The organism is Pseudomonas sp. OIL-1, assembly GCF_010669185.1.
Classification (GTDB): Bacteria; Pseudomonadota; Gammaproteobacteria; order Pseudomonadales; family Pseudomonadaceae; genus Halopseudomonas; species Halopseudomonas profundi.
The window spans coordinates 338,747-352,068 of record NZ_CP048629.1 but is presented as its reverse complement, the minus strand read 5'-3'; the positions used below and the strand labels follow the sequence as shown (position 1 = coordinate 352,068).

The following is a 13,322-nucleotide window of genomic DNA, read 5'->3' as shown; positions in this document are numbered from 1 at the left end:
ATCGCCGGTGCCGCCCCTACCATCCAACGCAAACCGAGGCACTGCCCCAGTGTCTTCCCGATACAACGACATACGGAGTTCTCATGGCCGATTCGAAAGCGAGTTTCAACTGGAGTGATCCACTGTTGCTGGACCAGCAGCTGACCGAAGAAGAGCGCATGGTGCGCGACTCAGCTGCTCAGTATTGCCAGCAGAAACTGATGCCGCGGGTGCTTGAGTCCTTCCGTCATGAGCAGACCGATGCATCGATATTCCGTGAAATGGGCGAGCTGGGTCTGCTGGGCGCGACCATACCCGAGCAGTACGGCGGAAGCGGGCTGAACTATGTCTGCTACGGTTTGATCGCCCGTGAAGTCGAGCGCGTCGATTCCGGTTACCGCTCCATGATGAGTGTGCAGTCCTCGCTGGTGATGGTACCGATCAACGAGTTTGGTACCGAAGAGCAGAAACAGAAGTATCTGCCCAAGCTGGCCAGCGGTGAATTCATCGGCTGTTTTGGTCTGACCGAGCCCAACCACGGTTCTGATCCGGGTTCCATGGTGACTCGTGCTCGCAAGGTCGATGGCGGTTATCGTCTGAGCGGAGCGAAGATGTGGATCACCAACAGCCCGATCGCTGACGTATTCGTTGTCTGGGCGAAGACTGAAGACGACGTCATCCGCGGCTTTATTCTGGAGAAGGGCTGGGAAGGTCTGAGCGCTCCGGCTATCAAGGGCAAGGTCGGCCTGCGTACCTCCATCACCGGCGAAATCGTGATGGAAGATGTATTCGTGCCTGAAGAAAACCTCATGCCTGGCGTGACGGGTCTGCGTGGCCCGTTCACTTGCCTGAACTCGGCCCGTTACGGCATCGCCTGGGGCGCCCTGGGCGCCGCGGAGTTCTGCTGGCACACGGCTCGTCAGTACACAATGGATCGCATGCAGTTTGGCCGCCCGCTGGCGCAAACCCAGCTGGTACAGAAGAAGCTGGCCGACATGCAGACCGAGATCACCATGGCGCTGCAAGGCTGCCTGCGTCTGGGTCGCATGAAAGACGAAGGCACTGCATCAGTTGAGATCACCTCGATCATGAAGCGCAACTCCTGTGGCAAGTCGCTGGACATAGCGCGCGTTGCCCGTGACATGCTTGGTGGTAACGGTATCTCCGACGAGTTCGGCGTGATTCGCCACGTGGTCAACCTTGAAGTGGTCAATACCTACGAAGGTACTCATGATGTGCACGCACTGATTCTGGGTCGCGCACAGACTGGCCTGCAGGCATTCTTCTAAGGTTGCCAGGCAAACAAAACGGGGCTGAAGGAGAAATCCTTCAGCCCCCGTTTTTGTTTCTGCCCGGGCGGTTGACGAGGCGCAGGGCGGTCAGGGCATCAGCAATACCGGACGATGACTGGCCCTGGCCACCGCTTCAGCCGTGCTGCCGACCAGTAGTTCGGCAATGGGTGTATTGCCGCGCTTACCGATAATCAGCAGCGCCACATGTTCCTGCTCGGCGAATGAGACCAGTTTCTCTGCAGGGTCCCCCATGATCCGTCTGGATTGAACCTTCGGATAGGTCTCAGCGAAGTGTTTCAGCACCGTTTGGACACGTTCTTCGTCGTGATCGTCATCATCGTCGGCCTTTATCCAGACGACAAACCCATGATCGATTCTGCTCAGCATCTTCTCGAAGGCGCGCTGGGCATTACGCGATGAATCAGAGCCGTCGGTCGCCAGCATCAGCGGTGAATCCGCCACGGCCTGTTCGGCATCGGCAGGAATCACGACTACCGGAACGCTGCTTACCCGCGTCAGATTCAACACCACATTGCCAAACAGCGCGGCGCGCCCCGCTGAGTGGTTGCGATTCAGTGCAATAATTCCGTCGGCATTGAGCTTGCGCGCCGCAGCCGCGAGTTCCGCAGCAGGGAAGCCGTGGCGCACCACATGGTCCACCTGCACATCAAGTTCGGTTTGCAGCCGTTTTTCGATCTTTTCCAGATGATGGGCGATCGCCGAGTCGTTATCTTCCAGACGCTTGCGATTATGTGTCTCGACCACATGGGTCAGGCTCAGCCGTTCGACGCCGAGCAGTTTTATGATTCCCGGCAGGTGATCAAATATCTTGTCCCATTTCTCTGAATAATCGACGCTCAGAACGCAGTGCTTCAGCATGGTATCTCCTTGCGAATCTTGACGGCCTCTTTGAAAATCTGACCCTGCGCTGGCGGCTTAATTCCTTGCCGGTTGGGTGCGGGGGCGCGACGACGGCGGTCAAGCTGGCTCTTCTCACTCTGCCGTATTGCCCTGCGTAGCGAGCGCGCCGCAATCGGCTGCTATCCATTTCGATACTTCCGTATGCTCAATCAGCACAGGCTCGTCTTCACCGGCTGTGGCGGCGTGATTACTCTTGCCCGAAAACGACGAGCGCATCTCACGGCTGCTGATCATCTCCAGGTCGCCGCGCATGTCACCGACAAAGCCATGATCTCCGGAACAGGTGCCATGAAAAGCAAGGCGCGACTTGCCGTTCTGTTCGATCTGCAGATCACAGCCGCTCATGCTTTGCTGTGCTTCGGCCAGGAGCGCCTGCGGGTTGATCATTAGGGCGGCATCGTCGGCGGTTATGCAGTCGGTGGTGGTTCGCAGGTCTTCTTCCGACTCCAGCGTTGATTCCATCTGGGCGCGCTGCTCGGGGGGAAGTTGCGCCAACACCGCTTCCTGCTGTTTGCGGATATCAGCCTGGGCGTCCCTGCCGTCGACCAGCGTAGTCGCGTGACTGCGCCAAAGCCCTGGCTCGGGTTGTGGGGTGATGGTTTGAGCCTGCGACACAGCGGCTGCCGCTGACAGGCAAGCGCCGAATAGAAGCCGCTGGGGGTGATTCATCGAGATTTCCTCTGAATAGTATGGCTTCGCCAACTATAGATAGAGGGAGCAGTGCGGGCAAAAAAGGCGGGCAAATCTGCGAACAGACCGACGCTACATTGGGTGCAGATGGCAAAAGGCCCGGCATTGCCGGGCCTTGGGTAAGCCTTATCGGTTAACGGCTGAACAGCGCTGGTTTTTCCCGCTGGGGCCGGCTTGGGCGAGGTGCACTGTCACGCTGAGACGTACTCGGCGGGACTGCCCGGTTGCCGTAGGCTTGCAAGCGTCTTTCTTCTGCTACTGCGTCACGGGGTTCGCTGATACCCGGGCGCGCCGCACGCGGCTCGCTGTTAGAGCGACCACCAGTGCGTGGCTTGTCTGAACGGGGCTTGTCGGAACGTGCCTTGTCAGCGCGCGGCTTATCGTTGCGACCCGGGCTGCGAGCAGGTTTCTGAGCGCCGTTCGCTGCAGAACGACCACGGCCGCCACCTGGCGCGCCCCGCGGGCGTTCCGGACGGTCACTGTTGAGCTCGGCCTGAGCCGGCGGCTCGAAGCCCTGCAGATCGCCTTCTTCAATGCGCTGGCGGGTCATCCGTTCGATGGCCTTGAGCAACTTCTCTTCGTCGGGGCTGACCAGTGAAACCGCGCCGCCGCTGCGACCGGCACGGCCGGTACGACCGATACGGTGCACATAGTCTTCCGAGACGTTGGGCAGTTCGAAATTGATGACGTGCGGCAGCTGATCAATATCCAGGCCGCGCGCAGCAATGTCAGTCGCAACCAGAATTCGCAGCTTGTTGGCTTTGAAGTCCGCCAGGGCCTTGGTGCGGGCGCTCTGGCTCTTGTTACCGTGGATGGCTGATGCGGGCAGGCCGTTCTTGTCCAGATATTCAGCCAGACGGTTGGCGCCGTGCTTGGTACGGGTAAATACCAGCACCTGCTCCCACGCGCCCTGAGTGATCAGGTGGGCAACCAGCGCGCGCTTGTGGCCAGCAGCGACGCGGTACACGCTCTGCTGGATACGCTCGACGGTGGTATTGGGCGGGGTGACTTCGATACGTGCCGGGTTGTTCAGCAGCTTGTTGGCCAGGTCGGTAATGTCTTTGGAGAAGGTCGCCGAGAACAGTAGCGTCTGACGGGCAGAAGGCAGCTTGGCGATGACTTTCTTGACATCATGAACGAAGCCCATGTCGAGCATGCGGTCTGCTTCGTCAAGCACGAGAATTTCGACCTTGGACAGATCCACCGCGCGCTGTCCGACCAGATCCAGCAGGCGGCCGGGGCAGGCGACGAGTACGTCGAGGCCTGGAGCGATCGCTTTCATCTGCGGATTGGCACCCACGCCGCCAAAGACGCAGGCGGATTTCATGGCCAGCTCGCCGCCGTAGGTCTGGAAGCTCTGGTGAACCTGCGCAGCGAGTTCGCGGGTCGGGGTCAATACCAGTACGCGTACCTGCTTGGGCGCACGGCGAAAACTGGCGTCGGCCTGGCCGAGCGGAAACAGTTTTTCCAGGACGGGCAGGGCGAAGCCTGCGGTCTTGCCGGTGCCGGTCTGGGCAGCAACCATTAGGTCGCGGCCTTGAAGTACTGCCGGGATGGCTTGTAACTGGACGGGGGTAGGCGTGGTGTAACCGGTGGCCGCTACGGCGCGCACGAGCACGTCGGAAAGACCGAGAGAAGCAAAGGACATTCAGATAACCCTGTGATGGCCGTTTGCGGAACGATGTGTCCGTGCGGCCGATGATGAAGGAGCGCGAGTATAACAGAATCGCGCAGAATGCGTTGAGGAGAGCGACCGGCAGCCGGAGCGACCGCCTGAAATCTCGCTGGAATGAGAACCGGCTCCGGATTGCGGAGCCGGGATCAGAGCGCCGATCAGGACCGGCCCAGGTTGCGCCAGACGGCCAGACTCGGCTCGGCCTGGTTCAGGGTATAGAAGTGCAGCCCTGGCGCGCCGCCGTCCAGCAGGCGTTCACACATGTGGCTGATTACCTCGGTGCCGAAGCCGGCGATGCTGGCGCTGTCGTCGCCATAGGCTTCCAGCTGCTTGCGAATCCAGCGAGGAATCTCGGCGCCACAGGAGTCGGAGAAGCGCGCCAGTTTGGTGTAGTTGGTAATCGGCATGATGCCCGGAATGATCGGGATATCCACGCCAGCCTTGCGCACACGCTCAACGAAGTGGAAGTAGCAATCGGCATTGAAGAAGTACTGCGTGATTGCACTGTCCGCACCGGCCCTGGCCTTGCGAATGAAGTTCTCCAGATCGGCTTCGAAGTGTCGTGCCTGCGGATGGGCTTCCGGATAGGCAGCCACTTCGATGGCGAAGTGATCGCCGGTTTCGTTGCGGATGAATTCCACCAGCTCGTTGGCATAGCGCAGCTCACCCGACGCCTGGCCCATACCTGACGGCAGATCGCCGCGCAACGCAACGATGCGCTTGATACCGGCTTCACGGTACTGGTTGAGCAGGCTGCGCAAGTCTTCCTTGGCGTCGCCCACACATGACAGATGCGGCGCGGTCGGAATTTTCACTTCCTGGTCGAGCTGCAGCACGGTATTGACTGTGCGATCGCGGGTCGAGCCGCCGGCACCGTAGGTCACCGAGAAGAACTCGGGTTTCTCTGCGGCTATCACGTGGGCGGCAGCGATCAGTTTTTCATGTCCCGCATCAGTCTTGGTCGGAAAGAACTCGAAGCTGATGGGATTGTTTTGCTCTGTGGTCATGCTTTTATTCTCACGCGCGGCAGGCTGTATGCGAACCGGCGAGATGACCGTGCCTGGGCACAGACAGCTCGCGGTTGAAATGCTTCGCCTGCGGCTGGTTTTTAATAGCGGTAGGAGTCCGGCTTGAACGGACCTTCCTGGTTCACGCCAATATAGTCGGCCTGCTCAGGGGTCAGCTGCGTGACGACGCCGCCGAAACCCTTGACCATTTCCAGTGCCACTTCTTCGTCGAGTTTTTTCGGCAGAACCATGACGGTGACGTTCCTGGTCTTCTCGACGACCGGCAGATCGGCGAACTTCTCGTTGAACAGGTGGATCTGTGCCAGCACCTGGTTAGCAAAGGAGCCATCCATAATGCGGCTGGGGTGCCCGGTGGCGTTACCCAGGTTCACCAGACGGCCTTCGGCGAGCAGGATCAGGTAATCATCGTTTGCAGTGTCGACATCCTTGCCGGTGCGGTGAATCTTGTGAACCTGTGGCTTGACCTCTTCCCAGCCCCAGTTCTTGCGCATGAATGCGGTGTCGATTTCATTGTCGAAGTGACCGATATTGCAGACCACGGCACGCTTCTTCAGCGCTTTGAGCATGGGCGCGTCGCACACATTGGCATTGCCTGTGGTGGTGACGATCAGGTCGATCTTGCCCAGCAGGTCAGCATTGACGCAGCTATCGGTGCCATCGTTGATGCCATTCTTGTACGGCGATACCAGTTCGAAACCGTCCATGCATGCCTGCATTGCGCAAATCGGATCCACTTCACTGATGCGGACAATCATGCCTTCCTGGCGCAGCGATGCAGCCGACCCTTTGCCCACATCACCGTAGCCGATGACCAGCGCCTGCTTACCCGACAACAGGTGATCGGTGGCGCGTTTGATTGCATCGTTCAGGCTGTGACGGCAGCCGTACTTGTTGTCGTTCTTGCTCTTGGTGACAGAATCGTTGACGTTGATCGCAGGGATCTTCAGGGTTCCCTTTTTCAACATGTCCTGCAGGCGATGCACACCTGTGGTGGTTTCTTCGGTTACACCGTGAACGCCTTCCAGCACCTGCGGGTACTTGTCATGCAGCAGCTGGGTCAGATCGCCGCCGTCGTCCAGCACCATGTTGGCGTCCCATGGCTCGCCATCCTTGAGGATGGTCTGCTCCAGGCACCATTCGTATTCTTCTTCGGTTTCGCCCTTCCAGGCAAAAACCGGAACGCCGGCAGCGGCGATGGCTGCGGCGGCCTGGTCCTGGGTGGAGAAGATGTTGCAGGACGACCAGCGCACTTCGGCGCCCAGCGCGGTCAGCGTCTCGATCAGCACTGCAGTTTGGATCGTCATGTGGATGCAGCCGAGGATCTTCGCGCCCTTGAGCGGCTGTTCCCCAGCGTATTTGCGGCGCAGTGCTAGCAGGGCAGGCATTTCGGACTCGGCGATGATGATTTCGCGGCGGCCCCAGTCGGCCAGGCTGATATCGGCTACCTTGTAGTCGTTGACTTCTTTGTCGTTCATTACTGCACTCATGCGGTTACTCCATTCGTGTTCGGCGAATGGGCGCGGTTGTCGTTCGAGACACACTCCGAGCCTGACGGTCATCCGACCGCTGCAGCGCCCCTCGGAGGGTCGATTCGGTTGGCCTGGACACCTGTTGCAACAGCGTCGGCTTGGCCTGAATGGCGGGAGCGGTGATACTTGCGCCCGTCATGTAAAGTCGGAATGAAACGATGCCAGCTGTTCCAGTCTTCAAGTTGTTCGTACCTGTTGCGCTTTCCCTTGTACTTATCGGCTGTGCCGAGGAAGTCGACCCCGATTCACCCGAGGGCAAGCGTCAGGCGCTGTTCAAGCAAATGCTGCATCACAGCGAGCCCATGGGCGGCATGTTCAGCGACCGTCTGCCCTATGATGCAGAAGCCTTTGCTGAGCATGCGCGTCAGCTCGATGCCCTATCGGACGCGCCCTGGGAGCATTTTCCCGAGCCGGGCGATTCAACCCAGCCAACGGATGCCCTGCCGAAAATCTGGTCCGAGCCGCTGGCGTTCTCGCTGCGTGTCGAAGACTTCCAGAACGCCACCGCCATGCTCGCCGCAGCGGTCGAAGACGGCGCCGAAGATCCGGAAGCAGTCCGTGACCCGCTGCGTGCCGTGCAGCAATCCTGCAAGGCCTGTCACGATGATTTCCGCCGTTAGGCGCTGACCTCGGCTCGCTACGTTTTGCAGCGGCTCCCTGTCCTTTGTTTTAAAGCCCTGCTTCTGTCTTCAGTGTTTCCGCCAGATCTGTCTTCTCCCACGGGAAGGCAGTAAAGGTGTCGCCCTTGACGGTCATTTCTATCGGCGTCCGGCCGAAGTGACCGTAGGCGGCGGTGGCACGGTACATCGGGTGCAGCAGGTCCAGCATGCGGGTAATGGCGTAGGGACGCAGGTCGAAGTGCGCGCGGACCAGCTCAACAATCTTGTCGTCGCTGATCTTGCCGGTGCCGAAGGTGTTGATCGCGACTGATGTCGGCTGCGCTACACCGATGGCGTAGGACACTTGGATTTCGCAGCGATCGGCCAGACCGGCGGCAACGATATTCTTCGCAACATAGCGGCCGGCGTACGCAGCGCTGCGGTCAACCTTGGACGGATCCTTGCCGGAAAACGCGCCGCCACCGTGACGGGCCATGCCGCCATAGGTGTCGACAATGATCTTGCGGCCGGTCAGACCGCAGTCACCCACCGGGCCGCCGATCACGAACTTGCCGGTCGGGTTGATGTGATACTGGGTATCGGCATGCAGCAGCTCGGCTGGAATTACATGCTTGACGATGGTTTCCATCACTGCTTCGCGCAGGTCTGCCTGTTCGATCTCCGGGTTGTGCTGGGTCGACAATACGATGGCGTCTATTCCGACAACCTTGCCGTTGTCATAGCGGCAGGTCACCTGGGATTTCGCATCGGGGCGCAACCAGTTCAGCGTGCCGTTCTTGCGTACTTCGGCCTGGCGCTCGACCAGGCGGTGAGCGAAGGTCACTGGCGCGGGCATCAGCACATCAGTCTCGTTGCTGGCGTAGCCGAACATCAGGCCCTGGTCGCCGGCGCCCTGGTCTTCAGGCTTCTGGCGGTCGACGCCCTGGGCGATATCAGGGGACTGCTTGCCAATGATGTTGATCACGCCACAGGTCTCGGCGTCATAGCCGACTTCGGAGGAGGTGTAACCGACGTCCTTGATCACGCTGCGGACCAGATCTTCCAGGTCAACCCAGGCGCTGGTGGTGATTTCGCCGCCGACGATCGCCACACCGGTCTTGACCATGGTTTCGCACGCCACCCGGGCGTACTTGTCTTCGCTGATGATGGCATCCAGCACAGCGTCGGAGATCTGATCGGCCAGCTTGTCCGGATGGCCTTCTGAGACGGATTCAGAGGTGAATATCGAGTAGTCGCTCATGGCGCAGTCCTTGGGTTGACGTTATTGTTCAATGAATAGGGTTTGGCAAATTGCTGCACCTGCAGCTGAAAGCCATTGCGCAGGCCAATGTACAGATTGGCGCCTGGTTCCAGCCCGGCGTCGGCAGCCCAGCTGTTGAGGTCTTCCTGATCGAAACCGAACCACAGGTCGCCGCAGGTTTCACGCACCCAGCTCTGGTCGTGCCTGCATAGCTCGGTCAGAACCAGGCTGCCGCCGGGCTTGAGCAGTGCGGCGAAGCAGCGCAGCGCATCAGCCGGCGCAGGCAGGTGATGCAAGACCATGTTGCTGACCAGGCAATCGGCCGGTGGCAGCTCTTGTGGCTCCAGCACATCGGCCAGCAGGCACTCGACATTATCCAGTCCTGCTTCAGCACATTGCTGCCGGGCCCGATCGAGCATCGCCGGGGCGTTATCCAGCCCGAGCACCCGCTCGAAACGACCCGACAGGTCGGGCAAGAAACCGCCTTCACCCGGGCCCACTTCGATCGTTAACGCCCGGGCTGGCAAATCCAGGCTGTCGATCAGGCTGAGTAGCGGCTCGCGGTACATACCGAAATGCGCAATCAGATCCTGCTGCGCCGGGGTGCCATCAGCAAAGCGCGCAAAGAACTGACGCGACACTTCCGCACGCTGCCGGTGCACTGCTGCGATGGCAGCGTCCAGCTGGCTATCCCGCGCCAGCGCGTCGAGCCCGCATAGCAATTGCTCATGCACGGCGCGCCACGGACTGACCGCCCTGGGCAGGCTGCGGCGATAAAAAATCGAATTACCTTCACGTCGGGTGCTGACCAATCCCGCGCTCGCCAGCACTTTCAGGTGATGACTCATGCCGGACTGGCGCATATCGAAAATCTGCGCCAGCTCGAGTACGCCAAAGGAGTCATTGCGCAGCACGCGAAGGATATCCAGGCGCAACACATCGCCGGTTGCCTTGCAAAAGGCGGCCAGTGATTCGGTCGGGCTGTCCGGCGCAGCGAGGCGGGCAATCTGGTTCATGGGGCGCAGTGTAGTAGCGCTTCGGAGATAGCGCAATTGCTATATCAAAAGTTTTTGATATAGGTGTTCCGGCGCCGCGGGCCAGTCGCTGCCGCTGTTTTCGGGGTTTTCGTTGCCGCCACGCGCGGTTTGCGCGAAAATGCGCGGCTCAATGACTGGTCGTGCCGTGCGGCCATCTCTTCGTTATGCAAGCCACAGGAGTTTTCCATGCCCAGCCGTCGTGAACGAGCCAATGCCATTCGTGCCCTCAGCATGGATGCTGTGCAGAAAGCCAACAGCGGCCATCCTGGTGCCCCGATGGGCATGGCGGACATAGCCGAAGTGCTATGGCGCGACTACATGAAGCACAACCCGGCCAATCCGGGCTGGGCAGACCGCGACCGCTTTGTGCTGTCCAATGGTCACGGCTCGATGTTGATCTACTCGCTGCTGCACCTGACTGGCTATGACCTGTCTATCGATGACCTGAAAAACTTCCGTCAGCTGCACAGTAGAACACCGGGCCACCCCGAATACGGTTATACGCCGGGCGTCGAAACCACTACCGGCCCGCTGGGGCAGGGTCTGGCCAACGCAGTAGGCTTTGCGCTCGCAGAGAAAATCATGGCTGCGCAGTTCAATCAGCCCGGCCACGACATCGTTGACCACAATACCTATGTATTCATGGGCGATGGCTGCCTGATGGAAGGGATCTCCCACGAGGTCTGCTCACTGGCCGGCACGCTGGGGCTGAACAAGCTGATCGGCTTCTATGACGACAACGGCATTTCCATTGACGGCGAAGTACACGGCTGGTTCACCGACGATACGCCAAAGCGTTTCGAATCCTACGGCTGGCAGGTCATCCGCAACGTCAATGGTCATGATGCAGACGAAATCCGCACGGCTATCGAAACCGCACGCAAGGGCGACAAGCCCACGCTGATCTGTTGCAAGACCATCATCGGCTTTGGCTCGCCCAACAAGCAGGGTAAGGAAGCCTCCCACGGCGCCGCGCTGGGCGATGATGAAATCGCCTTGACCCGTGAGAAGCTTGGCTGGAAACATGGCCCGTTCGACGTCCCCGACGATATCTACGCGGAATGGAATGCCCGGGACGCTGGTGCCAAGGCTGAAGCCGAGTGGGATCAGCGGTTTGCTGCCTACCAGGCGGCGTTCCCTGAACTGGCTGCCGAGTTCCTGCGCCGTATGGCTGGCGAACTGCCGGCTGATTTCGAGCAGAACGCGTCGGCATTCATCCGTGACGTGGCGACCAAGGGCGAGAACATCGCCAGCCGCAAGGCCAGTCAGAACTGCCTGAACGCCTTTGGCCCGCTATTGCCCGAGCTGCTGGGCGGCTCGGCAGATCTCGCCGGTTCCAACCTCACACTCTGGAAAGGCGCCAAACCAGTCGTGAAGGAAGACGCCTCCGGCAACTACATGTACTACGGCGTTCGTGAGTTTGGCATGAGCGCTGTCATGAACGGCGTCGCCCTGCACGGTGGTCTGGTGCCCTACGGCGCGACTTTCCTGATGTTCATGGAATATGCCCGCAACGCGGTGCGCATGTCCGCCCTGATGAAGACACGGGTCATTTATGTATTCACCCATGACTCCATCGGCCTCGGCGAAGACGGCCCGACGCATCAGCCAGTCGAGCAGCTGACCAGCCTGCGCAGCACGCCGAACCTGGATACCTGGCGCCCGGCGGATACTGTCGAGTCCGCGGTTGCCTGGAAATCCGCTGTACAGCGTAAGGATGGCCCAAGCGCGCTCATATTCTCGCGCCAGAATCTGCCGTACCACATTCGCGACAACGAGACCGAGTCTTCCATCGCCCGGGGTGGCTATATACTCAAGGGCTGCGAGGGCGAGCCGGAACTGATTCTGATCGCTACCGGCTCCGAGGTCGGTCTGGCCGTACAGGCCTATGACGAGCTCACCCAGCGCGGGCACAAGGTTCGTGTGGTCTCCATGCCTTGTACCAGCGTGTTCGACCAGCAGGATGCCGAGTACAAGCAGAAGGTGCTGCCGCTGGAAGTCGGCGCACGGATTGCCATCGAGGCCGGGCATGGCGACTTCTGGTACAAGTACGTTGGGCTGGATGGCCGGGTCATCGGCATCAATACCTTCGGCGAGTCTGCTCCGGCGGCTGCATTGTTCGAGGAGTTCGGCTTCACCGTGGAGAATATCCTGCTGGCGGCCGACGAACTGCTGGAAGACTGAGTGCGGATGTCCGCCTCAACGCCTTTTCGTATAGCCATCAACGGCTATGGCCGTATTGGTCGCTGCGTTCTGCGTGCATTGCACGAGCGCGGCGACAACGGCATACAGATTGTTGCCCTGAACGATCTGGCCGACCAGGCCAGCATCGAATATCTCACGCGCTTCGATTCCACCCACGGCCGGTTTCCCGGCGAGGTGCGCGTTGAAGGGGATTGCCTGCATATCAATGGTCACTGTGTGAAGGTGCTCAGTGCGGCGCGCCCGGAAGATATCGACTGGGCGGCGCTGGAAATTGATCTGCTGGTGGAATGTTCCGGTCAGTACACTGAGCGCGCCGACGCCGAGCGGTTCCTGCGAGCCGGTGCGCCGCGGGTGCTGTTCTCGCAGCCGATGGCCAATGCCGAAGCAGTTGACGCAACACTGGTGTACGGGGTTAATCACGAGCAGCTGGATGGCGACATGCGGTTGGTCTCCAATGCGTCCTGCACCACCAATTGCAGTGTCCCGGTGCTCAAACTACTCAACGAGCAGATCGGCGTTGAATTCGGCTCCATTACCACCATTCATTCGGCCATGAATGATCAGCCGGTGATTGATGCGTATCACCACAACGACCTGCGTCGCACCCGTTCTGCGTTCCAGTCAATGATCCCGGTATCAACCGGGCTGGCTCGGGGTATCGAGCGACTGCTGCCGGAACTGGCCGGGCGGATGCAGGCCAAGGCGATTCGCGTCCCGACGCTCAATGTGTCGGCGCTTGATATGACGCTGGAGATGTCCCGCGATACGACTGCAGAGGAGGTCAACGGGTTGCTGCGCAGCGCAGCGGCCGGATCGCTCAAGGGATTGCTGGATTACACTGAACTGCCGCACGCCAGTTGTGATTTCAACCATGATCCGCACTCGGCGGTTGTTGACGGCAGCCAGACCCGGGTATCGGGCCCGCGGATGGTCAATCTGATGGTCTGGTTCGATAACGAATGGGGTTTTGCCAACCGCATGCTGGATGTGGCGGGGTATTGGCTAAGGACGGCTGGCGCTCCGTCACGGGTCAAGGGAACTTGAGGGCAGATTGAGGGTCCGGATACAGCGACCCGCAAAAAGCGGATTGACGCCCTATTCAGCGG

At 60.0% G+C, this 13,322-nt stretch carries 10 protein-coding genes, 1 pseudogene and 1 riboswitch; of the genes and pseudogenes, 4 read left to right on the top strand and 7 right to left on the bottom strand.

All coding sequences use genetic code 11. From position 1 onward, the window contains the following. Window positions 1-83 precede the first annotated feature (83 nt). Entirely contained in the window at window positions 84-1,268 is a 1,185-nt protein-coding gene (locus G3M63_RS01680) for an acyl-CoA dehydrogenase (protein WP_150300222.1), read from the top strand. Between the two features lie 90 nt (window positions 1,269-1,358). Here the strand turns inward: G3M63_RS01680 and G3M63_RS01675 are convergent, their stop codons facing one another. The 5 genes and pseudogenes from G3M63_RS01675 to ahcY form a co-directional block, all read right to left on the bottom strand. Then, entirely contained in the window at window positions 1,359-2,150 is a 792-nt protein-coding gene (locus tag G3M63_RS01675) for a universal stress protein (RefSeq protein WP_163981705.1), read from the bottom strand. A gap of 114 nt (window positions 2,151-2,264) precedes the next feature. After that, a complete protein-coding gene (locus tag G3M63_RS01670) occupies window positions 2,265-2,861 on the bottom strand; it encodes a DUF3617 family protein (protein ID WP_163981704.1) in 597 nt (198 codons plus the stop codon). Between the two features lie 187 nt (window positions 2,862-3,048). Further along, a pseudogene (locus G3M63_RS01665) lies at window positions 3,049-4,530 on the bottom strand (DEAD/DEAH box helicase); the annotation flags it as partial. Between the two features lie 185 nt (window positions 4,531-4,715). Next, entirely contained in the window at window positions 4,716-5,564 is an 849-nt protein-coding gene (gene metF / locus G3M63_RS01660) for a methylenetetrahydrofolate reductase [NAD(P)H] (RefSeq protein WP_163981702.1), read from the bottom strand. Between the two features lie 101 nt (window positions 5,565-5,665). Further along, window positions 5,666-7,072: an adenosylhomocysteinase gene (ahcY, locus tag G3M63_RS01655; RefSeq protein ID WP_163981701.1), complete on the bottom strand. Its 1,407-nt coding sequence runs from the start codon at window positions 7,070-7,072 to the stop codon at window positions 5,666-5,668. Between the two features lie 21 nt (window positions 7,073-7,093). Continuing rightward, window positions 7,094-7,171, bottom strand: a riboswitch (S-adenosyl-L-homocysteine riboswitch). A 101-nt stretch (window positions 7,172-7,272) separates the two neighbouring features. On the opposite strand from ahcY, the gene G3M63_RS01650 reads away from it, so the two are divergent. Then, window positions 7,273-7,734 carry a cytochrome c gene (locus tag G3M63_RS01650; RefSeq protein ID WP_150300227.1) on the top strand — a complete coding sequence of 154 codons (462 nt, stop codon included), beginning with the start codon at window positions 7,273-7,275 and terminating at the stop codon, window positions 7,732-7,734. Between the two features lie 49 nt (window positions 7,735-7,783). Here the strand turns inward: G3M63_RS01650 and metK are convergent, their stop codons facing one another. Continuing rightward, window positions 7,784-8,974 carry a methionine adenosyltransferase gene (gene metK / locus G3M63_RS01645; protein WP_150300228.1) on the bottom strand — a complete coding sequence of 397 codons (1,191 nt, stop codon included), beginning with the start codon at window positions 8,972-8,974 and terminating at the stop codon, window positions 7,784-7,786. Continuing rightward, entirely contained in the window at window positions 8,971-9,990 is a 1,020-nt protein-coding gene (locus G3M63_RS01640) for a metalloregulator ArsR/SmtB family transcription factor (RefSeq protein WP_163981700.1), read from the bottom strand. The genes metK and G3M63_RS01640 overlap by 4 nt, the downstream gene beginning before the upstream one ends. A 207-nt stretch (window positions 9,991-10,197) precedes the next feature. On the opposite strand from G3M63_RS01640, the gene tkt reads away from it, so the two are divergent. Next, window positions 10,198-12,195 carry a transketolase gene (gene tkt, locus G3M63_RS01635; RefSeq protein WP_163981699.1) on the top strand — a complete coding sequence of 666 codons (1,998 nt, stop codon included), beginning with the start codon at window positions 10,198-10,200 and terminating at the stop codon, window positions 12,193-12,195. Window positions 12,196-12,201: 6 nt separating this feature from the next. After that, window positions 12,202-13,260 carry an erythrose-4-phosphate dehydrogenase gene (gene epd, locus G3M63_RS01630; protein ID WP_163981698.1) on the top strand — a complete coding sequence of 353 codons (1,059 nt, stop codon included), beginning with the start codon at window positions 12,202-12,204 and terminating at the stop codon, window positions 13,258-13,260. Window positions 13,261-13,322: the final 62 nt, after the last annotated feature.

Excerpts from the sequence above, each read along its gene's own strand:
- tkt (WP_163981699.1), top strand. The coding sequence starts at position 10,198 with ATGCCCAGCCGTCGTGAACGAGCCAATGCCATTCGTGCCCTCAGCATG.
- G3M63_RS01640 (WP_163981700.1), bottom strand. The coding sequence starts at position 9,990 with ATGAACCAGATTGCCCGCCTCGCTGCGCCGGACAGCCCGACCGAATCA.
- G3M63_RS01675 (WP_163981705.1), bottom strand. The coding sequence starts at position 2,150 with ATGCTGAAGCACTGCGTTCTGAGCGTCGATTATTCAGAGAAATGGGAC.
- metK (WP_150300228.1), bottom strand. The coding sequence starts at position 8,974 with ATGAGCGACTACTCGATATTCACCTCTGAATCCGTCTCAGAAGGCCAT.
- G3M63_RS01650 (WP_150300227.1), top strand. The coding sequence starts at position 7,273 with ATGCCAGCTGTTCCAGTCTTCAAGTTGTTCGTACCTGTTGCGCTTTCC.
- metF (WP_163981702.1), bottom strand. The coding sequence starts at position 5,564 with ATGACCACAGAGCAAAACAATCCCATCAGCTTCGAGTTCTTTCCGACC.
- G3M63_RS01670 (WP_163981704.1), bottom strand. The coding sequence starts at position 2,861 with ATGAATCACCCCCAGCGGCTTCTATTCGGCGCTTGCCTGTCAGCGGCA.
- ahcY (WP_163981701.1), bottom strand. The coding sequence starts at position 7,072 with ATGAGTGCAGTAATGAACGACAAAGAAGTCAACGACTACAAGGTAGCC.
- G3M63_RS01680 (WP_150300222.1), top strand. The coding sequence starts at position 84 with ATGGCCGATTCGAAAGCGAGTTTCAACTGGAGTGATCCACTGTTGCTG.
- epd (WP_163981698.1), top strand. The coding sequence starts at position 12,202 with ATGTCCGCCTCAACGCCTTTTCGTATAGCCATCAACGGCTATGGCCGT.